The organism is Streptococcus sobrinus DSM 20742 = ATCC 33478 (assembly GCF_000686605.1).
Taxonomy (GTDB): domain Bacteria; phylum Bacillota; class Bacilli; order Lactobacillales; family Streptococcaceae; genus Streptococcus; species Streptococcus sobrinus.
Genome location: NZ_JMLC01000015.1, coordinates 1 through 22,151 on the forward strand (window position 1 = coordinate 1; position 22,151 = coordinate 22,151).

Consider the following 22,151-nt stretch of genomic DNA (forward strand, 5'->3'; position numbering starts at 1 on the left):
CCTCAATTTCCTTTTTCAACTTTGGTGTCAAACGAGACTTCCGACCTTTTTGCTTAGCCCTGTGGTCGTACTGTTCCTGTGCTAAGGCTGCGGAATAACCATTTTGGCATCGTCTTAACTCTCTTGAAATAGTAGACTTATGGACGCCAAGTTTATTTGCAATTTGGCAAGGTTTCAAACCTAATTCTAAGTAGGTTTCTATCTTTATTCGGTCGGTTATGGTAAGATGGGAGTAGCTCATAGTTTTTCCTCGGGTTCTGTTTGTGTGGTTACTTACAGTTTACACCAATGAAACGCTATGAGTTTTTTTGTTGCACTATATTTTACAATTTATCAAATAAATTATTTATCACTCTTATGGGCTTCGTTGTTCTATTGATTGATGGTCAGTTATCAGATCTGATAACGACATTAGCGGGACGAACAGTATTATTACAAGTTCATCTGCTCTTGATTTTTTCCTTTCTCCTACTAAGGTTTTTAGACACAGACTTTTTTACCTATCTCTTGGCCTTAGTCTTAGGCTTAATCTATGATAGCTACTATCTTAATTTTATTGGGGTTGCCTTCTTTATGCTGCCTATCTTCGTCTACCTACTTAAACGGGGGAGAAGTTTTTTTATAACGCCAACAAGAAGTGCTCTGGGCTTTTTCCTCCTTATCTTTGTTTATGAAGTTGGTGCTTACGGTTTAGCATATTTATTCCATTTAACGACCTATAACCCACTTTCCTTTGTTACTTATCAGTTGGTCATCACTTTAGTTTTTAATACACTTTTATTTATATTTTTGGATAAAATAGTACATAAAATTGGTTCAAAATAATCACATAACTGTAATATATACGTAACACTAGAAGATTTAATTTCTGATATAATATAAAAGTCTTATCAATATGGGAGTAGTTTAATTATCATGAAAAAACGTATTTTATCAACAGTATTGCTTAGTGGTGTTGCTCTTACAACAACAGCTGGAACTATAAAAGCTGATGATTATGATGCAGCAATTGCGAATCAAGATTCTGTAATCAGTAACTTGTCAGCTCAGTCACAAGCAGCTCAAGCGCAATCAGCAGTTATCCAGAATCAATCAGCTGTACTTGCAGGACAAAATGCAGAACTAGAAGCTCAAAATAATGAACTTCAGGCGCAGTCTAATACACTTGCAGGTGAAATTCAGGAATTGTCAGCTAAGATTGTTGCTCGTAACGCATCAATTCAAGCACAAGCTCAAAATGCACAAAAGAACAATACAGCTACTAGCTACATCAATACGATTTTGAATTCAAAATCAATTTCAGATGCTATTAGCCGTATCGTTGCTGTTCATGAAGTTGTTTCTGCAAGTCAAAGTCAATTGGCTCAACAGCAAGCTGATCAGGCTGCTCTTGAAACAAAACAAGCAGAAAATCAAGCGGCTATGAATCAAGTTGCTGCTAACCAAGCCTCTATTCAAGCTAACCAATCAGCTCTTGCTCAACAACAAGCAGCTGTTGAATCTGCTCAACAAGCTATCACAGCTGAAATTGCTACAGCACAGGCTAACAAACAAGCGCTTGTTTCTGCTAAGTCTACTGCCGAAGCACAAGCTGCAAGTGCGGCGGCTTCCGCTTCAGCTGCAAGTTCAGAATCGGAAGCTGTAGCTGCATCTCAAGCTACTGCTCAATCAGAAGCTGCTACACAAGATCAGCAACAACAAGCAGACAATCAATCTGCTTCGGCTGAAACATCAGCTTCAGAGGCTGCGAGTGATGCACCAACTACTGAATCTTCAGAAGCTCCTGCACAAGATCAAAATCAGGATCAACAACAGCAAGATCAATCTGCTACTCAACAAGCACCAGCTGCCGATGATTCTGCTAACCAAGATTCACAATCTACTACTACTTCAGCAGCGGCTGCACCAGTTGATGGTACAAACACTTATCCAGCTGGACAATGTACTTGGGGTGTTAAATCATTAGCATCTTGGGTTGGTAACTACTGGGGTAATGCAAATCAATGGGGTTCTAGTGCAGTAGCTGCTGGTCATACAACTGGTTCAACTCCGCAAGTTGGTTCTGTTGTTGTTTGGCCAAATGATGGTGGTGGCTATGGTCACGTTGCCTATGTAACGTCAGTAAATGGTTCTACTGTTACTGTTAATGAAGCTAACTATGCTGGTAACCAATCAATTGGTGACTATCGTGGAAGCTTTGATATTAATTCTTCAGGTGAACACTACTTCATCTATCAATAATGAAATAATTCTATTGGGGAGGTCCTTAGGGTCCTCTCTTTTTCTTTTCTATTTTGCATTGAAAATGGGAATGAAAAACGTTAAAATAATAGAGGATAAAATCTTTGGAGGAAGTCATGTCGTTTAATAATTTGAAGCTTTTTGCCCTCTCTTCTAATCAAGAGTTAGCTGAAAAAGTGGCAGATTCTATCGGAATCCCTTTGGGAAAGTCTACCATTCGGCAATTCTCTGATGGTGAGATTCAAGTCAATATTGAAGAGTCTATTCGCGGTCATCATGTCTTTATTCTTCAATCAACGAGTTCACCAGTCAACAACAACCTGATGGAAATTTTGATTATGGTGGATGCTCTTAAACGGGCGAGTGCTGAGACGGTTAGCGTGGTTATGCCTTACTATGGCTACGCACGGCAGGACCGCAAGGCACGTTCTCGTGAACCAATCACTTCTAAGTTGGTTGCTAATATGCTTGAAGTAGCTGGCGTTGACCGCCTTCTGACGGTCGATTTACATGCAGCTCAGATTCAGGGCTTCTTTGATATTCCTGTTGATCATTTGATGGGGGCTCCTCTGATTGCCGATTACTTTATTCGCCATGGCTTTGTCGGTAAGGATGTCGTTGTTGTCAGTCCGGACCATGGAGGAGTAACGCGGGCCCGTAAGTTGGCTCAATGTCTCAAGACACCAATTGCCATTATTGACAAACGTCGCAGTGTTGATAAGATGAATACCAGTGAAGTTATGAATATCATTGGGAATGTTAAGGGAAAGACCTGTATCATAATTGATGACATGATTGATACAGCTGGGACCATTTGTCATGCGGCAGATGCCTTGGCAGAAGCAGGGGCAACAGAGGTTTATGCCTCTTGTACTCACCCAGTTCTTTCAGGGCCTGCGCTTGATAATATTGACAAGTCAGCCATCAAGAAGTTAGTCGTTTTGGATACGATTTATCTACCAGAAGAACGCCTCATTGATAAAATTGAACAGATTTCAATTGCTGATTTGATAGGTGAAGCTATCATTCGTATTCACGAAAAACGTCCACTTTCTCCACTTTTTGAATTTGAAGTTACTAAATAATTGAAGCCCGTAAAATTCGGGCTTTTTCTTTGTCCTTTAGACTTGGCTGGAATTTTTTAAGATTTCCTGTATAATAAAGATAATATTTTATAAGGGGTGTTCCTATGGATTTAACAAAGCGCTTCAACAAGAATTTAGAAAAAATCGAAATTTCCCTAATTCGTCAATTTGACCAGTCTATCTCATCGGTACCTGGGATTTTGAAAATGACTTTAGGGGAACCGGATTTTAAAACACCAGATCATGTTAAGGAGGCTGCTAAGGCCGCCATTGATGCGAATCAGAGCCATTACACAGGAATGGCTGGGCTACTGGAATTACGACAAGCAGCTTCGGACTTTGTCAAAGAAAAGTACAATTTGACCTATGCTCCTGAGTCAGAGATTCTCGTAACAATTGGGGCGACTGAAGCTCTGTCAGCAACCATGGCGACAATTTTAGAACCTGGCGACAAGGTCCTCCTGCCTGCACCTGCCTACCCTGGTTATGAACCTATCGTTAATCTTTTAGGGGCGGAAATTGTCGAGATTGACACAACAGCTAATGATTTTGTTTTGACGCCAGAGCAATTGGAAGCGGCAATTTTAGAACAGGGACCAGAGCTCAAAGCGGTTTTGCTCAACTATCCAAGCAATCCTACCGGTGTGACCTATTCTCGCCAACAGATTAAAGACCTAGTAGCTGTTCTGAAAAAATATGAGATTTTTGTGGTCTGCGACGAGGTTTATTCTGAGCTAACCTACACTGAGGAAGGCCATGTTTCTCTGGCAGAATATCTCCGGGACCAAACCATTGTGGTCAACGGTCTTTCTAAATCTCATGCTATGACAGGTTGGCGGATTGGCTTTATCTTCGCTCCTGAGAAAATGACCGCTCAGCTGATTAAGAGTCACCAATATCTAGTGACTGCAGCGACGACTAATGCCCAATTTGCTGGTATTGAGGCCTTGACAGTTGGTAAGGATGATGCTCTACCGATGAAGGCTGAATATATCAAGCGTCGGGATTATATTATTGATAAAATGAATGAGATGAATTTCAAAATCGTCAAACCGACTGGAGCCTTTTATATTTTTGCTAAAATACCTGTAAAAGAAGGTCAAGATTCCTTCCAATTTTTGAAGGATTTTGCTAAACAAAAGGCTGTGGCTATGATTCCAGGGGTAGCCTTTGGTAAGTATGGCGAAGGCTACTTACGGATTTCTTATGCAGCCAGTATGGAGACTATCCAGGAAGCTATGAAGCGATTGAAGGAATTTATGGAGCAGTATGCAGACTAAGGAATCACGTGGTCTGGTCCTCTTTAACCGCAACTATCGTGAGGATGATAAGCTGGTTAAGATCTTTACAGAGACAGCAGGCAAACGAATGTTTTTCGTGAAACATATCAGCCACTCTAAGTTGGCATCAGTCATCCAGCCCTTGACCCTTGCGGATTTTTTCATGAAAATCAATGATTCTGGGCTTTCTTATATTGATGATGTTAAGGAGGTCCAGACCTTCAAGACCATCAATGCGGATATTTTTCGCTTATCCTATGCCTCTTATATCGTTGCTCTGGCGGACGCTGCTATTGAAGATGGTCGTCATGACGCTCCCCTTTTTGCCTTCTTGGTTAAAACTTTAGAATTGATGGAGCAGGGGTTGGATTATGAGATTTTGACCAATATTTTTGAAATTCAAATTTTGGACCGCTTTGGGATTCAATTGAATTTTCATGACTGTGCTCTTTGTCACTGCGCTGGTCTTCCTTTTGATTTTTCTTACAAGTATTCGGGACTTCTCTGTCCACAACACTATGAAAAAGATAGCTATCGCAGTCATTTGGATCCCAATGTTCCTTATCTTCTAGATCGTTTTCAATCGATTTCTTTTGAGGATTTACAGACGATTTCAGTCAAACCTGAGATGAAGCAGAGGTTGCGGAGATTTATTGATGGTATTTATGATAATTATCTCGGCCTACATTTGAGGTCCAAAAAATTTATTGATGACTTGTCTAAATGGGGAGATATTATGAAATAGGAAGGGGACCCAGGGCCACTACTAGGCCTAGGTCTTTTTGTTTGGCTTTATAAACTTGATGACCTTCACGAAGTAGTTTTGGGATACCTTGCATAGCGAGATTGGCTTGGAAAATTTAACCTTGGTTTATCGGTTTGACTGTTAGGTACTTGTCACTAACTGGGGATGAAAAGCGAGTTGAATTATGCTATAATACTGACACTAAAGAGACGAAAAAGGGGATTGATAATGAAGACAATTGCTATGGATGCTATGGGCGGAGACAACGCCCCCCAGGCTATTGTAGAAGGGGTTAACCAAGCCCTTGCAGAATTTAGCGACATCAAAATCAAGCTTTATGGTCATGAAGAAAAAATCAAGCAATATTTGAAAGCTAACGAGCGTGTTTCTATTGTCCATACTGATGTAAAAATCAATTCAGATGATGAACCTGTCAAGTCCATTCGTAAAAAGAAAGAGGCTTCTATGGTCTTAGGGGCTCAGGCTGTTAAGGATGGTAAAGCCGATGCTGTTATCTCTGCTGGCAATACGGGGGCCCTTTTAGCGGCTGGTCTATTTGTGGTCGGCCGCATTAAGGGAATTGATCGACCAGCCCTCCTATCGACCCTGCCAACCATTGATGGGAGGAATTTTGTCATGTTGGATTTGGGGGCCAATGCTGAAAATACAGCTCATCACCTGCATCAGTACGCTATTCTTGGTTCCTTTTATTCAGAAGCTGTCCAAGGAGTTGCTAAACCTCGGGTTGGTCTTTTAAATAATGGAACCGAAAGCAGCAAAGGTGATCCTTTGCGCAAGGAAGTGTACGAGCTCCTATCGCAGGAACCCGCCGTCAATTTTATCGGTAATATTGAAGCGCGTGAACTTCTTAATGGAGTAGCTGATGTTGTCGTCACCGATGGCTTTACTGGTAATGCTGTCTTGAAGACCATTGAAGGTACAGGACTTTCTATTTTTTCTGCTTTGAAGTCTGCAATTAAGGACGGTGGAACAAAGGCAAAATTGGGAGCCTTCTTTCTCAAGGATTCTCTTTATGGCCTACGCGATCTTATGGATTATTCATCAGCTGGGGGTGCTGTCCTGATTGGCCTGCAGGCTCCTGTTGTGAAGTGTCATGGTTCTAGTGATGCTAAATCTGTTTATTATACCATCAAGCAAGTTCGTACTATGTTAGAAAATCAAGTTGTGGACAAGATTGTGGATGAATTTTCTAAGAAAAATCATTGATAAGAAAGGAGAAGGATAGAAGTCTTGTAAAAGAAAATTGAATATAACTCCTATAATACCCCTTACTAAAATAGTTTATGAATCTTCTCGAAAGGAGAGCAAATGACCAGAAGTGAAATTTTTGATAAGATTAGTCAGATGATTAAGGAACAAATGCATCATGAGGATATGGAGGTGACGGAAGAGACCTCTTTAAAAGATGAACTTGGTGTTGATTCTATTGATTTAATGGAATTTGTCGTCAATCTTGAAGATGAGTTTTCTATTGAGATTCCTGATGATGATATTGAGACTATCGAGCAATTGGGGGATATGTTGGACTATCTGGAAGGTCGTCTGGTTAAATAAGATAAGTTAAGCTCTTAACCCGAGTAGGGTGAGAGCTTTTTAATTATTTAGAAGTAGCTAATCGCAAATTGTTGATAGTAGGCTCGTGACGATTGGTTCTAGGCTAGGTCGAAGATTTAGTTTAGAGTAGAGGGTTTGAGAGCGATAGAAAAGGAGCTGTTATTAAAGATGCGACATTAATGTCAGGTGACACTAATGTCTCTAGTTTTTTTAGATAGCTTTTTCTATAATAAGACCATAGCGATAGAGGAAACGCTATCGCTACTAATTTCGAAATTAAATTATAACTGAAAGGGGATAAGCATGCTTAAGAAAAAGAAAGGTTCAGAAGCGCTGGTAGGCCAAGAACTTGCTAAAGTTTAAGGAGATAATTTTTTGGAGACTTAGGTTGGTAGAGGCTTCTAGGCCCCCAATATCCTAAGTGCTTTCGGAAAATTTAATAAGGTCTTTGATTTTATTGCTGCCAGGGTAATGATTATTTAGGAAACTCTTATCAAAAGGAAACTTTTGTAAGGCAGTCCTTAATCTATAGGTTTAGGACTAAAGTAAAACTGAAAAAGGAAAAAGGTGAAAATTATGAATTATGTTGAATTGACAACTGACGAATTGGCAGCTATTGAAGGAGGAAACATCCTTCATTCTATCGGAAATGCTTTCAGCAGTGCTTATCATGGTCTTGTTGATGGCTGGAACAACCACTAATTAGAAGCAATTAAGAAAGGATTAATAACATGGATACAACAGTAGAATATAGTACATTAACAGTAGAAGAATTGTCTGAACTTATCGGTGGTAACGTTTTTTATGATGCTGCTTACCAAGTTGGTAGCTTTGCTCGTGGCGTTTGGGACGCATTCTAATTAAATTAATTTTATAAAATTAAATTATCAAATCATTTTATTGGAGGAAAAATCATGGAAACTAAGACTTTTGAAAAATATGAAACAGTAAATGTTGAAGAACTTGCAGAACTTGTTGGTGGTAACACTGCATATGATGCTGGTAAAGTAGTAGGAAAAGTTGGCCAGATCGCTGCTGTAATTGCTGCATTTTTCTAATGAGAAGGCTAGCTATAATCGTTGCCTTCCTAGTAGTTGTTAGTGTTTTGCTAGTAAAGTTACTATGGGGACAAGCAATAAACCCAGCGAAAATCGTTGTATTGGTTTTTGCTGGTATAGGGTTAGGTAAACAGGTCTTCAAGCCTCAAGCTTAATTATAAGCCGATTCCGTCGGCTTTAATATCCAAGGGAGAAGACTCTCTTGGATATTAAAGCTTATTGTCAAGCTTTACCACTACTTTTAAACCCGAAAGGAAAATCATGAGTGTTTTAGAGGTCAACCAGCTTTATTTTAAGTATGGTAAAAAAACGATTTTGGAGGATGTGACCTTTTCTTTAGATAAGGGAGATATTGCCGGTCTTGTCGGTAGCAACGGTGCTGGTAAGACGACTTTGATGAAAATTATCTCAGGGATTCTTCCAGGTGCTATAGGTAAGGTAACTCTCAAAGCATCTAGTGTGGGAGCTTTGATTGAAGAACCAGCTCTCTATCCCCATATCAGTGTTTTAAGAAATTTACAGTTTTACTGTCGTCTTTATGGACAGGACTATGATATTATTGATAAATTCAAGGACGACCTGGATGTGGCAGGTTATCTAAATAAAAAGGCCTCTAAACTCTCACTTGGGATGCGGCAGAGGGTCGGGCTTTTTATTGCCCTCATTGCCTCAAATGAATTTATTCTTCTGGATGAACCAACCAATGGGTTGGATCCTAAAGGGATTAATAATCTCTTGAATTTGATTAAGGATTTGGCTCACAAGTATGGGATTACCTTTGTTGTCTCCAGTCATATTTTGGCCAACTTGGATCAAGTCTGTAACAAGAACTTTATGATTGCTAATCAGAGGCTGACTAGTCTTGATGACGGACAACATGCTAAATATAGCCTTTATAGCTTTGACACTAGTCCCAAGGATTTACTAGGCTTATTAGATCAGTATCAGCTGACTTATGAACATAAGGGTCGGGATATTTTGGTAACTGATCCTGCTGCTATTGAGGCTGGTTTAGCTAGTCAAGGAATTGATTTACAGTTTGAAAAAGTTGGACTGAGTGAGGTGATTTTTAATGAAGACTAAGTTACGGCCGATTTTTTTGAGGCAAGAACTTTTTACAAAGGGTAGTTTCGTCCTGTTAGCTATTACTCTATTAGCAGGTGGAGCAATCATTTTTTCAGATGTTTATGCTGATACTCATATGGGAGCCCAAGCCATCGTTGCTGCCTATACTACCTTGGCTGATATCTATCTTATTTACTTTGGTGTTGTTAGCTTTGGAAAAGAATTTCAATATCGAACGATTAATATGATTCGGTCAAGTCGTTTGTCCGGTTCGGAAGTTATTATTCGAAAGGTTTTAGACGGTGTAGTATTATCTGTGGCTTTAGCAACATTCCTTTTGGGAGAATTGGCGCTTTACAAATACGTCTTCCATCACCCAGAGGTAGATTTTCGGCACTTTGCTAAATTCCTTTATGCAAACTTTATTATTTACGGTGTCTTCATTTATGCTCTTGCTAACTTAGTTATTTTCTTTGTTAAAAACATCTTAGGTTCCTTCTTATCAGTTTACTTCGGTTTACCACTTTTGACGTTTTTGACAGCCTATTTCCATGATTTTGATAATGTTTTTGGAAAGGCCATGAAATATGTTCCTTTTGAATATGTACACGGCAAGTTTGATCATGGTCTAGTTTACACGAGTCATGAGTTCTGGGTATTGCTTGTTTGGACAGTTGGTCTGGTAGCTTTGTTACCTCTTGTCTATAAGAAGAAAGGCTTTGTTTAAAAAACTTGGAATGTGAGTGATGCAAGAACTCCAATCAATTATCCGATTGGAGTTTCGTTTTGTTTTCTGCAGAAGATGGACCTCTTGATAAAGCGTGTTTCTTATGAAGGGGGACATTAATGTCAGGGTGACATCAATGTCACTAGTCTTTTTCATTGACTTCTCCTATAATGTAACAATAGTGATAAAGAAAACATATCACTAATTTATTTAAATTAAGTATAGTGGAAAGGAGATTGTTATGTCGAAAGAAAATAAGAATCCACAGACATTGACAGATCAGGACCTTGCGAAAGTGCAAGGAGGTAATTGGATCAATGTTTTTAAATCTGTTGTTGACATCGCTCGTCGGGGTGTTATTGTTTATTAGGTATTCTCTGGTAGATAGATTACTGGTTTTAAAATCAGTTTCTAGTTAGTAGAAGGTTGAAATAAAATTAGAGAAGGGAAAGGCTGAGAGAAAGAAAGTCCCATCAGAGCAGCTAATCATATCTGTGCAAATGATGGTATTGATTATTTTCTCCGAGAGGATAGTGGTTTCTTCCTTGGCCTCAGGTTTTATAATGAAAAAAATGGGTAGTGTTATTGCTTTCTTATTGGTAGCGATAATGGCAGTATTGTTAACGTTAAAATTCTTTTCTGGACAAGTGAGTCATTCAGCTCCTTTAGTTTTAGTGCTTATAGCGCTAATAGTTTTAGGGAAAAAAGCTTTGGCAAACATCAAATCCTAGTTGTGGGACATTCAGACTTTGTCTTGAAAAGTCAGCTGAGTTTGTTCAGTTAATCCTTAGAATCCCCAATTGTACTTTATTCAGTTGGGGATTTTGTTATGACATTAAATTGGTTTTGGAAGTGAAATGTTGAAGCTCCTAGAGGTTGTTCGTCCGATAAAAGGAAAGGGGTGACATTGATGTCGTTCCTCTTTTGGATAATATCTTTTATAATAAGGCCATAAAAAAGGTTATCTTATACCGAATTAATTGGAAGGAAAATAATGAAGTACACATTACACAAGGTAAAAAAACAATGGCTTACGATTACTCTAACGGCTATGGCAGGGGTTGTCCTACTAGTAGGAGGAGCAAATACTGTCAGTGCGGATGACCAATCGGTTACTGACCAGCCGACTCAGACCCTAGAACAGGTTCAAGATGATGAAGCTACTGTTACTTCGGACCAGTCAGGAGCAAATGAATCTCAACTTCAACAAACAGGTGTTCCTCAGGCTGATTCTGCTACTGTCAGCCAAGAGCAACAGACTGCTGGCCAAGATACGACAGAAGCTTCTCAAAATTTACAAGCATCTACTACGGTAACTGATGTCACTAAGACTAGTGATCAGTCAGTGAAACAAGTGGAAGTTACGCCGGTATCACAGGTATCTGTTCAACTTGCTACTGACGGAGCTGTTGTTGAGTCAGCTCCATCTCAAACAGCTCCTACTCAAGAAGGACAGAATGACTCTGAAGCGGACCTTGTTCAAGGGGTTAATAATCTTGATTCACAAGCGATTGTTACTACAGCCTTGCCTCAGGATATCAACAAGGTCATTGATGGACATTCGTCAGGTATTTCAACTCTTGATGCTGCAGCCTTGACTCTTGAGTTTGAAAAGGCTCGTCTCAGAGGAGCGACTGATGCTACTATTTTAGAGGAAATTCAGAAGGATGGTCGGGCGGTTCCTAATAATCTGACCTATCTTAGCGACTTTTATGATGCTCGTACAGGAACTAGTGGAGCAGCCTTCAGAGATAAGGCTAGTCAGAAGGTCATCGTCGCTTATACAGGGACAAATAACGATGGTAATGAATTACAGGATGCCCTTGGAGCAGATCTGATAGGAATTGGCTTAGCGCGTGGACAACACTACCAACCGGCTTATGATTTCTATGACAAGATAGCCCGTCAATACGGTGCTGAAAATATTGTCGTTACCGGGCACTCATTGGGAGGAAATGTTGCTCAACGGGTTGCTCTAAAAAAGAATGTTGCAACGACGGTTGTCTATAATGCAGCTCCGCTTTACATCCCATCAGTTGCTTCTGTTGGAAATAAAATTTATGATTCGCTGCGAAAAGTGTTTGATTTGCCATCAAATAGGGAAGAGGCGAAGCAAACAATTGCTGATATTAAGGCTGATATGAAGACCTTTACAGGTCAGGTCACTCGAATCACAACCCAGAAAGACTGGCTCAATAATGCTATGCGCTTATTGGGGGCCGTTTATCTGGGTACGGAATATATTATTCCAAATTCTGGAAATCATGATTTACAGGCGATAGCCAACGATAGCCAACAAGTCGCTAGTGTAAAAGCGCAAGTTAGTCTTTAAAGATATAAAAAGGAAGGATAAAAAGATGAAAACCAAAGAATTACTTTTTTCAGAACTAAACGAGGAAGACTTAGCGGCCATTCGAGGTGGTTCCCTCTGGGATTTCAAAGGGATTATTATTGGCGATTCTTGGTGGTATCCACGTATTGGAATTCCAGAACATCCAATTCTTCTAGATAAATAAGTAAAGCAGCTTGATCTGAGAAGATCAGGCTTTTTTTTTTGCTTTTTGAAAGTGACCAAGTGCAAATTCATTGCTTGATATGTCATTAAACTGTTATTTTTTTGATATTGCACAGATATAGTATAGAAAGGTATAATTAACAGGGGACTAATTTGGAGGGGCCAGTATGACAATAAAAGCAGATTTAGGACGACGGATTAAGGCCGAAAGAAACCAGAAAAAAATATCGCAGAGTTCATTTTGCGGGGACGAAGAAAAGCTAACGATTCGTCAGTTGCAGCGGATTGAGCATGGCCAATCCCTACCAACTCTAGAAAAGTTGGAATTTATCGCTGATCGTTTGGACATTAAAATGTCTGACCTTCTGGAAGGTAGGGATATCCAATTACCGGATGACTATTGGGAAATGAAAGCACGGATTGTTAAATTTCCTACCTATGGAGATGAGGAAAGAATCCAGCAAAAACAGAATCTCATTGATGAAATTTATGATAAATACTTTGACAGTCTACCTGAGGATGAACTGCTCTTTTTGGACCTTTCAGAAAATATTCTAGGGGGTATTCATGACAAGAATATTCCTGATATTGAAGAAATTTATGATGATGCCTTCGATCAGGTTCTTAAAAAGGAGAGGTTTGATTTTAACGATTACCTTTATTTGGGCTATTTTTTGCAACAGTGTCGCAAGGATTCCGATTATGATTATAAGACTTTTAAAAAAATTGAGCAGAAATTACTAAAGCAGGAGCTATTGGCAGATGATCTCTATAATATTGAACTTTTAGCGACAGTAATGGATGCTGCTACTGTCTATGCTTTTCATGATGATTATGGAAATATCATGCCCTTGTTAGAAAAGCTGAATCGTATTATTGAGAAAGCTCAACTCCCCACCTACAAGGTAGGACTTTTAGAACTTGAGGCCAAGTACTATATTAAGGTTGTTGAAGATAAAGAAAAAGCCAAAGAACTTTACCAGCGCGCTCTGATGCTGGGAGATATTCTAGATGATCCCACCATTATTGCTGATGTTAAGATGGAAATGAAAAATGATGGGATAGATGAATAAAGTTTCTACGGAGCTTCATTGTATAGAGAAGAGTGATTTCTTTTAAGAGATTACTTTTTTAGTTTTTGGAAAAGGTGACATAAATGTCGTTTTGTTTTGAGCTGAATGGGTGTAGAATAGGTTTATAAAATGAAAGGGGGGTTAATAATGAACTTGAAAAAGATTATTGAATTAGCAATCACGCTTGTAGCTTTAATGTGTACAATTGTACGTTAATAATGAATGATTTAGATTAGAAGATATTTCGAAAGGGGCTATTTTGAAAAAGTATACCTATATTGCCCAGGTAGATGAGCGCGATTGTGGGGTAGCGGCCTTGGCCATGGTCCTTAAGCATTATGGATCGACCTATAGTTTGGCCTACCTTAGGGAACTGGCTCAGACCTCTCGGGAAGGAACCTCTGCCTTGGGCTTGATAAGGGCGGCCCAAGGTTTAGGACTTAAAACCAAGGCTATCCGAGCGCAATTAGATCTTTTTGATGATGAGCATTTGACCTATCCCTTTATCGTTCATGTTGTTAAGGATGAGAGTCTGCAACACTACTACACGGTCTTTGGGCAAGATGGAGATAAGATTATTATCGGCGATCCTGATCCTGGGAAGAAGGTTGTTAAGTTGCCACGTTCGCAATTTGAAAAAGAATGGACAGGTGTTGCTCTTTTCTTTGAACCGAGCGAGACTTATACAGTTCACAAGGAGAAGCTCAAAGGGCTCTGGTCTTTTGTACCAATCTTACTGAAAAAGAAGACCTTGATTGCCGTTATTGTTGCCATGAGTTTTATGGTGACCGTAATTAATATCGTTGGGTCATACTATTTGCAAGGGATGTTGGATAGCTTGATTCCAAGAGCCATGTACTCATTTTTGACGATTGTCTCCTTAGGGCTCTGTCTTGCTTATCTGGCTCAACAGGTCTTCCAATTTTTCCAGACCTACTTGCTCTCTCGTCTCAGCAATTATCTAGCTGCACAGGTCATCCTTCCTTATATTAAGCATGTCCTGTCTCTGCCGATGAGCTTCTTTACCTCTCGGCGGACTGGTGAGATTACTTCACGTTTTGGCGATGCTAGCACAATTATTGATGCCTTAGCTTCAACGATTTTGTCACTCTTCTTGGATTTGACGATTGTTATTACCTTGGCTGTGACCCTCTTTGTACAAAGTACACAGCTCTTTAGTTTGACTTTACTGGTGGTTCCTCTCTATGCCTTGGTGATTCTATCCTTCCTCAAATTTTTTGATCATCAGAACTATCAGGTAATGGAAGCTAATAGTAAGGTTAACACCGCTATCATTGATGATTTGCGGGGGATTGAAACGCTTAAATCCCTACGAGTTGAAAAGCGGCGTTACTCTTCAATTGAAGGTAAGTTCTCAGATTATTTGACTAAGTCTCTGAAGCGGAGTCAGTGGGAGGCTATTCAAACGAGCTTGAAGACGATTGTCCAGCTTGTCTTTAATGTCTTGATTCTTTGGTATGGGGCTAATTTGGTGATGCGTGGTCAACTCTCAATAGGGCAGTTGATTACCTATAACATGCTGCTGACTTATTTTACAACCCCCCTGACCAATATTATTAATTTGCAAGGAAAACTCCAACAAGCGCGTGTTGCTAACAACCGCCTCCAAGAAGTATATGTGGTTGATAAGGAAGAAGAGGCTAAAAATGATGTGAAAGACTTTACCAGCCTTCAGCTATCGGGTGTGGGCCATCGCTTTAGCTACCAACAAGAAACCTTAAAGGATATTGACTTATCAATTGAGCGCGGTGATAAGATTGCCCTGATGGGTAAGAGTGGTTCTGGTAAGACAACTTTGGCTAAGATTTTAGCGGGTTACTATACTGTAAACCAAGGTAAAACTCTGATTGATGAGCGGTCTGTTGGTTATCCTGAATTGAGGAGTTTGGTTACCTATGTTCCCCAACAATCCTATGTGTTCACAGGAACCATTTTGGAAAACCTCCTGCTTGGAGTGTCCGGTGATGTTGATGAGAAACGTTTGATAGAAGCTTGTACTACAGCTGAAATTTTAGAAGATATTCAAGCTATGCCGCTAGGCTTTCAATCTCAAGTTTCCGAAGATGGTGGCCTGTCGGGTGGGCAAAAGCAACGGTTAGCCATTGCTCGGGCTCTGCTTTCAGACCAGCCAATTTTAGTCTTTGACGAAGCCACAAGTGGACTTGATGGTGATACGGAAGAAAAAGTTATTAAAAATCTCAATAGTATCGATCGGACCATGATTTTTGTTGCCCACCGAGGTAGCATCTCAAATTATGCTAACCGAATTGTTAAGATTGAGGCTGGTAAAAAAATTAGCGATCAACCCAACCAAAAACTCAGGTGGTCACGTTTAGGTTTAGGCCATGTTGTTTAATGATAAAATAGCTCCTTATAGATAAGACAAGCACTCTCAACAACTTAAGATTGAGGGTGTTTTATTATCACTTTTTAAGTCACTCAATTATCATTAGTTAGTTGTGTCTGCGCTGTCATCAAACTGTTATTTTTTTGATATTGTATAGGGGCCAAAAAGGACGGTATAATGAACCAAGAATTGGAGGACGATTATGACGATGAAAGAAGTTCTAGGGCAGCGGATTAAGGAAGAAAGAGAAAGCAAGCAGATCTCACAGAAGCTCCTATGCGGGAATGGGGCAGCTCTGACTGTCCGTCAGCTGCAAAGGATTGAGCATGGCCAGTCCCTGCCGACGCTGGAAAAACTGGAGTTTATCGCCCGGCGCTTGGATTTGAAAACGTCAGACCTTTTGGAGAGCGTTGATGTCCAATTGCCAGAGGATTATTGGGCTATGAAGGCTTGAATCGTTAAGTTCCCCACCTATGGGGAGAAAGAGCGGATTCAACGTAAGCTGGACCTGATTAACGAAATTTTGGTCAAGTACTTTGATCGTCTGCCTGAGGATGAGTTGCTCTTTTTGGACCTGTCAGAAAATATCTTGGATAGGATCCACGATAAACGTATCCCCAATATCGAGGAAATCTATGATGATGCTTTCGAGCAGGTGCTCAAGAAGAAAACCTTTACTTTTAATGACTACCTTTATTTGAGTTATTTTTTACAAAAGTGTCGCAATGAAGCTAGTTATGATCGAAAGATCTTCAAACAGATTGAGCAAAAATTACTCCAACAAGAACTGAGTTCAGACGAGTTTTATAATATTGAATTTTTGGCAGCAGTTATGGACGCGGCTGCTGTCTATGCTTTTCATGATGATTATAAGGATATCATGCCATTGTTGAAGAAAATACATTGGATTATTGAGCAAGCCCAACTCCACACCTATAAGGCAGGGGTTCTAGAATTAGAAGCTAAATACTATGTTAAAATCGCTAAGGATAAGGATAGGGCCAAGAAACTTTATCAACAAGCTCTAAAGTTAGGGGAAATCTTGGAGGATCCTGCTATTATTGCAGATATTAAGATGGAAATGAAAAACGATGGGATTGAGTAAGAGCGAGTTTCTTTTATTATTTAAGTTGATTGTCAGTTTATTTACTTTGTTATTAGATAAAGGATTTCAATTCTTTGCATTGGTTAATCCTGTCAGAAAAAGACCGAACTTTTGTTCGATCTTTTTTATTTAGTCTTGAATAATGGTCAGCTCACTCTTGATACCATTGAGCTCGATTGTGTTATCTGCTTCTGGATTTGAAAAGTCGCTAGTTGGTTGACCATTTTTTTCAAAGGTCATTTTAGTGGTAAGACATCTTTTTTTGCTGGCAAACTGAAAATCTTTTGGAACATAGAGTTTGGAGCTGCAGGAAACTTGGTTGAGATCAAGTTTGCCCTTGAAATGACTTAGAAAGATTCGACTATCTAAGTTATTGTTCAGTTCAATATGACCTTGGCAGTCCTTGATGGTAAACTCTGAGGCTCGCCCATCAAACTCAATATTAACCGTTTTTATTCCAAGTAAATCTATCTTTTGGCAGTTAGCAGCAATCTCACAATTTTCTAGATATTTTTCTGGCAACTTGACTAGAATGGTTAGATCTTCTTTGGCTTGGTTCTGACTCAAGTCTTGAGATTGTTTCAGGTTCACATCAAGAGCTTTTTTTTGATCGTCAAGTTTAAGCTTACAAATCTGTTCTAGTTTTTCAATAGTATTTGATTTGAGATAGACCTCAATTTTTTCATTCTCAGCTATTTGCAGCCGGATTTCATGAGCAACTCCTAGCTTGAGATCAAATCGTTTGGGTCTGTCAATATCATAACTGGTGTAGCTTTGATAGAGAAAATCTTTGGTCGGTTGAGCAATATTTTCTTGGAGTAGTTGATCTAGAGAAATCTCAAAGAGATTAGCTAAGGCTTGCAGGTTGCCGATATCAGGCAGACCACCACCAGTTTCCCACTTGGTGATGGCTTGACGGGAAACATTAAGGTTTTCAGCTAGTTTTTCCTGAGAGAGCCCCAGCTCTTTGCGATAGTGACGAAGGGTTTGTTCAAGTGCCATAATATTATTTCCTTATTTCTAATAGTTCTGTGAATAGCTTGAGGTCTAATTTTCTGGTCTCAGCCTATTCACTCTTTTACTCTACCTTGAGTGAGACTGGAGAACCAGCAAGTTTGTTTGTCATTTAATAAAATTTTGCTACTTTTCGTAGCATAGCACTATTATAACCTATTTAGCAGGTTGAGTCAGGGTTGTTTTCGTATCAAAGAATTGCGCTACAAAGCGTAGCAAAAATAGATAATTTGTTAATCATAGTTGCTGGTCGCGATTCTATTTTCTCGTTATAGTATGAGCGACCTAGTTAAAAGGAGGATACTTATGATTAAACAGGTTATCATTTCGGCCCATCAGCTTGGAAAAAGTTTTGGTGAAAAAAATAATCAAGAGACGATCTTTTCTCATTTAAATCTTGAGATTTATCAAGGAGATTTTACAGTTATTATGGGAGCTTCGGGAGCAGGAAAATCCACCCTGCTCTATTCTTTGTCGGGAATGGACAAACCAACAGAAGGAGAAATTTATATTGATGGTACTAATATCACCCAAATGACCAGCGATCAACTGGCCAAATTTCGTAGGAAACAATGTGGCTTTGTTTTTCAGCAAATTTATCTCATGCAAGAGCAGAATCTTATGGATAATGTGCTAATAGCAGGAACCTTACTGACAAGAAAGCGAAAGGAATTGCTAGCCCAAGCCAAGAATTTGTTTGCGCAAGTGGCTATTTCAGAGCAAACTCAAGCCAAACTCCCTTCGCAAGTTTCGGGAGGGGAGGCCCAGCGGGCAGGAATCGTTCGAGCAATTATTAATCAGCCCAATATTTTATTTGCGGATGAGCCAACAGGGGCTTTGAATTCAGCAAATTCAGATGCTGTTTTAGATGTTTTCTCTTCGCTTCATCAAGGAGGGCAAAGCATTGTGATGGTGACGCACGATAAAAAGTCGGCCTTACGAGGAAACCGGATTATCTATCTCAAAGATGGCAAGATTTTTGGTGAATGTCAGTTTGATGAGGCATTAGGTGACAAGGAGCGTCAGAAAAAATTTGATCAGTTTCTTTTAGAAATGGGGTGGTAAGTATGTTTCTTGCTTTTCAAAATCTCAGGAAGCAAAAGCGTCACTATTTTTCTTTCGCTTTGATGCTCTTTTTGACAGCGGTCATTGTCAATCTATCCCTCGTTCTCTCTTTTCAAACATCAAAAGCCTATGATCAGAACTTTAACAGATTAAAGACTGCTCAGTTGAATGTTTTGATTTCCCAGAAACAAGACAGTAAAGACCTATTAAAAGAGATTGATAAAATTCAGGGGGTGACTCTTGTAGAGCGTCATCAAGGGATTTTTACCAAGGCTAAGGTTCATCATTTTGCAGGGACAGACTTTGAAATGACAACAGTTTTCTACGACAGTAGTCAGAAAAGGAATTTGAATCGCTTTGAGTTGTCAAAATCTAGTAAAGTGGCCAGTCAGAGTGTCTATATCCCTAATTATATCTCCAAACTAGGAGGCTTTCCCCTTGGTTCTAAAATACGCTACACTATAGGCAAAAAGGACTACACCTATTCTGTCGCTGGGACCGTGGAAGAGATGCAGTACGGCAATTACGGTACTAATGTTATTGGGATCTATCTTCCCCATAATGCTTATCAGTCTCTATTCAAGGAAGAAGAGGCACATTCAGTTGCGGAATATTCTCTAAAGGTAAGTTCGTCATCAGATCTTAGTGTGGTGAAGAAAAAACTGACTTCGCTCTTGTCTGACAAAGGTATTGCAGCTGTGCTTATTAAAGATAGTAAAACCGTCAAGCAGGCGAGAACCATGATGAGCACCTTATTGATTGCTATTTTTATAGCAGTAGCTGGGATAGTTTTTATCATTAGCTTATTCTTGAGTGCTTTTCGAATTCAAAATCACCTTAAATCAGAAGTGGTTAATATGGGGGTGCTTAAGGCAATGGGTTATACCAGTGCTAAGATTATCTTTTCAGAAGTGCTTCCTTATCTATTGGTGGCTATGATAGCTACGGTTACGGGGGTTCTAACCTCCTATCTGGTTCTTCCTTTTCTCGCTTCCTTTTTAGCAGTTCAATCGGGATTCTCCTTTCAGCCGACCTTTGATAGCTATGCTCTGTGTCTGATTGTGGTGTTTGTGACTGGAGTAGCAGGTGGGTTAACTTATCTTTGTGCTAGAAAAATTCATCGCTTCAACCCTATTGATGCTGTTAGGAGAACAGACTCTACTCGGCGATTCTCGAATCATTTTTCCCTAGCAAATTCTAAGCTAGGAATCTCGGGGGCTTTAATCTTAAAGCAAGTATTTGCGTCTTTTTGGCAAAATATGCTACTGTTTGTTTTAACCGTAGGACTCATGATGTTACTCGCTTTCTCAGGGACACTGCTTTATAATACCGCCGGTAAGCCCGACAATTTTTTAAGAACCCTTTCAGAAGAGCTCCCTTCTGCTATTTTTACTGTAGACAAACCTCAAGAGTTACAAAATATAAAAAAGGAGCTTAAAAGCGACTCCAGAGTTAAACAAGTTTTAGACTATTCTACTCAGTCTGTCAATGGTCCTGATGGAGGTCTAACAGCATTTGTAACACCAGACTTCTCTAAGTTGACTAATGATATTATTTATAAAGGTAGAAACCCCTCGACCAGTGATGAGGTGGCAATTGGCAGTGCCTTAGCTCATCATTATAAAATTGGTGATTGGATTAGACTGGATAATAATGGCAGGTCTCACACCTATAAAGTTACAGGCTATGTCCAAAGTGTCAACAATCAAGGACAGGTTTGTGAATTGACGGCGGCAGGCTATCATAAGATTACTGAAACGAGACTGAATCATTTGAATGTTTATCTGAAGAAAGGAGCGTCTGTCAGGCGTTTCATAAAAGAATACAGGAAGAACCATTCGAATAGTTCTTTAAAGGTTACTAATTACGATCAAGTTATTAAGACTGGTAGTAGGCTCTATACGGGAGTTATTGCTCTTGTCTTAGGTGCTGTCTTTACACTTTCCATATTTATGATTAGCTTAGTTTTGTTTGTGGTTATTAATTCACTGATTACCAGACGCAAGCAGGAGCTAGGCATCTATAAGGCTCTAGGTTGGTCCAATAAGCAACTGATTTTCCAGTTAATTTTTGGCTTTATTCCTGTTATAATACTGGCCGCATTTTTATCCATTCTGCTAGCTATCTCTCTCATTCCCTTACTAAATCAGGAAGTTTTAGGTCTGGTTGGAGTTTATAAAAACCATTTTCAAGTTTCATTAGGAGTTTTGTTTCTTCTTGCTTTAGCTTTTGTTGGGTTAAATTTTGCAATTAGTTTGTTTTTATCTCGGTCAATAAAAACGATTGTCCCTTATTCTCTTTTAACAGAATAGCAAAACAAAAATAGTTCGTGAATAGCGAACTATTTTTGTTTTTGTTTTTTGTATTGTCTGTAAAACATTGAACCTTCTTCCTATATATGTTAAAATTTAGGAGAACAAAAAGGGAAGGCGAACATTTTCATGAAAAAAGAACTCATTTACACTGGTAAAGCCAAGGATATTTATACGACTGAGGATGAGAACGAGATTGTATCGGTCTACAAGGACCAGGCAACCATGCTCAATGGGGCTCGCAAGGAGACCATCAAGGGCAAGGGCGTGCTGAACAATCAAATCTCATCCTTAATTTTTGAAAAGTTAAATGCGGCTGGTGTGGCGACCCACTTTCTTAAGCAGTTGTCGCAGACAGAACAACTCAATAAAAAGGTCAAAATCATTCCTTTGGAAGTGGTCCTGCGGAACTATACGGCGGGCTCTTTCGCCAAGCGTTTCGGTCTGGAAGAGGGCATCAAGTTTGAGACGCCGATTGTTGAGTTTTACTATAAAAATGATGAGCTGGATGATCCTTTTATCAATGATGATCACGTCAAGTTTTTGGATATTGCCGATGATCAGCAGATTGCCTTTCTTAAGGAAGAAACTCGTCGGATCAACGGTCTTTTGAGCGACTGGTTCAGTCAAATTGGTCTCAAGTTGATTGACTTCAAGTTGGAATTTGGTTTCGACAAGGATGGCAAGATTATTTTGGCGGATGAATTTTCACCAGACAACTGTCGCCTTTGGGACAAGGAAGGCCATCACATGGACAAGGATGTTTTCCGCAGAGACTTGGGTAATCTGACCGATGTCTACGAAGTTGTTTTGGAAAAACTGCAAGGGGTAGACTAAGGAAATTAATTGTCGTTGAAAATCAAAAGTGGGCGGGAGCAGAAACTCCGCCCATCTCACAAAGATGGCAAAACCAACCGACCTCG

23 protein-coding genes and 1 pseudogene are annotated in these 22,151 nt (G+C 39.6%); 22 read left to right on the forward strand and 2 right to left on the reverse strand.

Features of this window, described 5'->3' with window-relative positions:
• The coding region (locus BS63_RS0106135; protein ID WP_028798492.1) for a helix-turn-helix domain-containing protein at positions 1-241 on the reverse strand (241 nt) is incomplete at its 3' end.
• A gap of 47 nt (positions 242-288) precedes the next feature.
• Between BS63_RS0106135 and mreD the strand changes: the two genes are divergently transcribed.
• From mreD to BS63_RS1000000111360, 19 genes and pseudogenes are all read left to right on the forward strand, one after another.
• Positions 289-825, forward strand: coding sequence for a rod shape-determining protein MreD (mreD, locus tag BS63_RS0106140; protein ID WP_050585021.1), 537 nt, complete (start codon positions 289-291; stop codon positions 823-825).
• Between the two features lie 90 nt (positions 826-915).
• Entirely contained in the window at positions 916-2,241 is a 1,326-nt protein-coding gene (locus tag BS63_RS0106145) for a CHAP domain-containing protein (protein WP_002959628.1), read from the forward strand.
• Positions 2,242-2,357: 116 nt separating this feature from the next.
• Positions 2,358-3,326 (forward strand): ribose-phosphate diphosphokinase, encoded by a 969-nt coding sequence (locus tag BS63_RS0106150; RefSeq protein WP_002959627.1) that lies wholly within the window; start codon positions 2,358-2,360, stop codon positions 3,324-3,326.
• Between the two features lie 104 nt (positions 3,327-3,430).
• Complete coding sequence (locus tag BS63_RS0106155) at positions 3,431-4,606, forward strand: pyridoxal phosphate-dependent aminotransferase (protein ID WP_002959625.1); 1,176 nt, start codon at positions 3,431-3,433, stop codon at positions 4,604-4,606.
• The gene (gene recO, locus BS63_RS0106160) at positions 4,596-5,351 is read left to right on the forward strand and encodes a DNA repair protein RecO (RefSeq protein WP_002959622.1); all 756 of its coding nucleotides are present in this window, start codon (positions 4,596-4,598) and stop codon (positions 5,349-5,351) included. The genes BS63_RS0106155 and recO overlap by 11 nt, the downstream gene beginning before the upstream one ends.
• Positions 5,352-5,579: 228 nt before the next feature.
• On the forward strand, positions 5,580-6,578 hold the full coding sequence (plsX, locus tag BS63_RS0106165; RefSeq protein WP_002959620.1) for a phosphate acyltransferase PlsX: 999 nt from the start codon (positions 5,580-5,582) through the stop codon (positions 6,576-6,578).
• A gap of 102 nt (positions 6,579-6,680) precedes the next feature.
• Positions 6,681-6,926, forward strand: coding sequence for an acyl carrier protein (locus BS63_RS0106170; RefSeq protein WP_002959619.1), 246 nt, complete (start codon positions 6,681-6,683; stop codon positions 6,924-6,926).
• Between the two features lie 567 nt (positions 6,927-7,493).
• Positions 7,494-7,628 (forward strand): ComC/BlpC family leader-containing pheromone/bacteriocin, encoded by a 135-nt coding sequence (locus tag BS63_RS1000000111815; protein WP_021674295.1) that lies wholly within the window; start codon positions 7,494-7,496, stop codon positions 7,626-7,628.
• Positions 7,629-7,657: 29 nt separating this feature from the next.
• Positions 7,658-7,786, forward strand: coding sequence for a hypothetical protein (locus BS63_RS1000000112375; RefSeq protein ID WP_019768929.1), 129 nt, complete (start codon positions 7,658-7,660; stop codon positions 7,784-7,786).
• Positions 7,787-7,840: 54 nt separating this feature from the next.
• Positions 7,841-7,984, forward strand: a complete 144-nt coding sequence (locus BS63_RS1000000112145; RefSeq protein WP_002959617.1) for an uL15 family ribosomal protein — start codon at positions 7,841-7,843, stop codon at positions 7,982-7,984.
• Positions 7,985-8,245: 261 nt separating this feature from the next.
• Positions 8,246-9,067: an ABC transporter ATP-binding protein gene (locus tag BS63_RS0106190; RefSeq protein ID WP_019768928.1), complete on the forward strand. Its 822-nt coding sequence runs from the start codon at positions 8,246-8,248 to the stop codon at positions 9,065-9,067.
• Complete coding sequence (locus BS63_RS0106195) at positions 9,057-9,776, forward strand: ABC transporter permease (RefSeq protein WP_002959613.1); 720 nt, start codon at positions 9,057-9,059, stop codon at positions 9,774-9,776. Before BS63_RS0106190 ends, BS63_RS0106195 begins: the two co-directional genes overlap by 11 nt.
• 241 nt (positions 9,777-10,017) lie before the next feature.
• The gene (locus BS63_RS1000000112380; protein WP_019768926.1) at positions 10,018-10,146 is read left to right on the forward strand and encodes a hypothetical protein; all 129 of its coding nucleotides are present in this window, start codon (positions 10,018-10,020) and stop codon (positions 10,144-10,146) included.
• A gap of 130 nt (positions 10,147-10,276) precedes the next feature.
• Complete coding sequence (locus BS63_RS0106205) at positions 10,277-10,507, forward strand: hypothetical protein (protein ID WP_002959611.1); 231 nt, start codon at positions 10,277-10,279, stop codon at positions 10,505-10,507.
• Between the two features lie 263 nt (positions 10,508-10,770).
• The gene (locus BS63_RS0106210) at positions 10,771-12,108 is read left to right on the forward strand and encodes a lipase (RefSeq protein ID WP_028798494.1); all 1,338 of its coding nucleotides are present in this window, start codon (positions 10,771-10,773) and stop codon (positions 12,106-12,108) included.
• 25 nt (positions 12,109-12,133) lie between these two features.
• Positions 12,134-12,292, forward strand: a complete 159-nt coding sequence (locus BS63_RS1000000111820; RefSeq protein ID WP_002959605.1) for a bacteriocin — start codon at positions 12,134-12,136, stop codon at positions 12,290-12,292.
• A 166-nt stretch (positions 12,293-12,458) separates the two neighbouring features.
• Entirely contained in the window at positions 12,459-13,364 is a 906-nt protein-coding gene (locus BS63_RS0106220) for a helix-turn-helix domain-containing protein (RefSeq protein ID WP_002959603.1), read from the forward strand.
• A 259-nt stretch (positions 13,365-13,623) separates the two neighbouring features.
• On the forward strand, positions 13,624-15,741 hold the full coding sequence (locus tag BS63_RS0106225) for a peptide cleavage/export ABC transporter (RefSeq protein WP_002959601.1): 2,118 nt from the start codon (positions 13,624-13,626) through the stop codon (positions 15,739-15,741).
• Between the two features lie 193 nt (positions 15,742-15,934).
• A pseudogene (locus tag BS63_RS1000000111360) lies at positions 15,935-16,837 on the forward strand (helix-turn-helix domain-containing protein).
• Between the two features lie 129 nt (positions 16,838-16,966).
• On the opposite strand, the gene BS63_RS0106235 reads toward BS63_RS1000000111360, so the two are convergent.
• Positions 16,967-17,839, reverse strand: coding sequence for a helix-turn-helix domain-containing protein (locus BS63_RS0106235; RefSeq protein ID WP_002959599.1), 873 nt, complete (start codon positions 17,837-17,839; stop codon positions 16,967-16,969).
• Positions 17,840-18,157: 318 nt separating this feature from the next.
• On the opposite strand from BS63_RS0106235, the gene BS63_RS0106240 reads away from it, so the two are divergent.
• The 3 genes from BS63_RS0106240 (at position 18,158) to purC (ending at position 22,065) form a co-directional block, all read left to right on the forward strand.
• The gene (locus BS63_RS0106240; RefSeq protein WP_002959597.1) at positions 18,158-18,916 is read left to right on the forward strand and encodes an ABC transporter ATP-binding protein; all 759 of its coding nucleotides are present in this window, start codon (positions 18,158-18,160) and stop codon (positions 18,914-18,916) included.
• A 2-nt stretch (positions 18,917-18,918) separates the two neighbouring features.
• The gene (locus BS63_RS0106245) at positions 18,919-21,228 is read left to right on the forward strand and encodes an ABC transporter permease (protein ID WP_002959594.1); all 2,310 of its coding nucleotides are present in this window, start codon (positions 18,919-18,921) and stop codon (positions 21,226-21,228) included.
• 129 nt (positions 21,229-21,357) lie between these two features.
• Positions 21,358-22,065 (forward strand): phosphoribosylaminoimidazolesuccinocarboxamide synthase, encoded by a 708-nt coding sequence (gene purC / locus BS63_RS0106250; RefSeq protein ID WP_002959592.1) that lies wholly within the window; start codon positions 21,358-21,360, stop codon positions 22,063-22,065.
• The last annotated feature ends 86 nt before the right edge of the window (positions 22,066-22,151 follow it).

What these genes read in the sequence shown, in the direction of transcription:
- BS63_RS0106195 (WP_002959613.1), top strand. Translation starts at nt 9,057, where the DNA reads ATGAAGACTAAGTTACGGCCGATTTTTTTGAGGCAAGAACTTTTTACA.
- BS63_RS1000000112375 (WP_019768929.1), top strand. Translation starts at nt 7,658, where the DNA reads ATGGATACAACAGTAGAATATAGTACATTAACAGTAGAAGAATTGTCT.
- BS63_RS1000000112145 (WP_002959617.1), top strand. Translation starts at nt 7,841, where the DNA reads ATGGAAACTAAGACTTTTGAAAAATATGAAACAGTAAATGTTGAAGAA.
- BS63_RS1000000111820 (WP_002959605.1), top strand. Translation starts at nt 12,134, where the DNA reads ATGAAAACCAAAGAATTACTTTTTTCAGAACTAAACGAGGAAGACTTA.
- plsX (WP_002959620.1), top strand. Translation starts at nt 5,580, where the DNA reads ATGAAGACAATTGCTATGGATGCTATGGGCGGAGACAACGCCCCCCAG.
- recO (WP_002959622.1), top strand. Translation starts at nt 4,596, where the DNA reads ATGCAGACTAAGGAATCACGTGGTCTGGTCCTCTTTAACCGCAACTAT.
- BS63_RS0106235 (WP_002959599.1), bottom strand. Translation starts at nt 17,839, where the DNA reads ATGGCACTTGAACAAACCCTTCGTCACTATCGCAAAGAGCTGGGGCTC.
- BS63_RS0106205 (WP_002959611.1), top strand. Translation starts at nt 10,277, where the DNA reads ATGATGGTATTGATTATTTTCTCCGAGAGGATAGTGGTTTCTTCCTTG.
- BS63_RS0106245 (WP_002959594.1), top strand. Translation starts at nt 18,919, where the DNA reads ATGTTTCTTGCTTTTCAAAATCTCAGGAAGCAAAAGCGTCACTATTTT.
- BS63_RS0106210 (WP_028798494.1), top strand. Translation starts at nt 10,771, where the DNA reads ATGAAGTACACATTACACAAGGTAAAAAAACAATGGCTTACGATTACT.
- BS63_RS0106145 (WP_002959628.1), top strand. Translation starts at nt 916, where the DNA reads ATGAAAAAACGTATTTTATCAACAGTATTGCTTAGTGGTGTTGCTCTT.
- purC (WP_002959592.1), top strand. Translation starts at nt 21,358, where the DNA reads ATGAAAAAAGAACTCATTTACACTGGTAAAGCCAAGGATATTTATACG.
- BS63_RS0106150 (WP_002959627.1), top strand. Translation starts at nt 2,358, where the DNA reads ATGTCGTTTAATAATTTGAAGCTTTTTGCCCTCTCTTCTAATCAAGAG.
- BS63_RS0106240 (WP_002959597.1), top strand. Translation starts at nt 18,158, where the DNA reads ATGATTAAACAGGTTATCATTTCGGCCCATCAGCTTGGAAAAAGTTTT.
- mreD (WP_050585021.1), top strand. Translation starts at nt 289, where the DNA reads ATGAAACGCTATGAGTTTTTTTGTTGCACTATATTTTACAATTTATCA.
- BS63_RS0106170 (WP_002959619.1), top strand. Translation starts at nt 6,681, where the DNA reads ATGACCAGAAGTGAAATTTTTGATAAGATTAGTCAGATGATTAAGGAA.
- BS63_RS0106190 (WP_019768928.1), top strand. Translation starts at nt 8,246, where the DNA reads ATGAGTGTTTTAGAGGTCAACCAGCTTTATTTTAAGTATGGTAAAAAA.
- BS63_RS1000000112380 (WP_019768926.1), top strand. Translation starts at nt 10,018, where the DNA reads ATGTCGAAAGAAAATAAGAATCCACAGACATTGACAGATCAGGACCTT.
- BS63_RS0106220 (WP_002959603.1), top strand. Translation starts at nt 12,459, where the DNA reads ATGACAATAAAAGCAGATTTAGGACGACGGATTAAGGCCGAAAGAAAC.
- BS63_RS0106155 (WP_002959625.1), top strand. Translation starts at nt 3,431, where the DNA reads ATGGATTTAACAAAGCGCTTCAACAAGAATTTAGAAAAAATCGAAATT.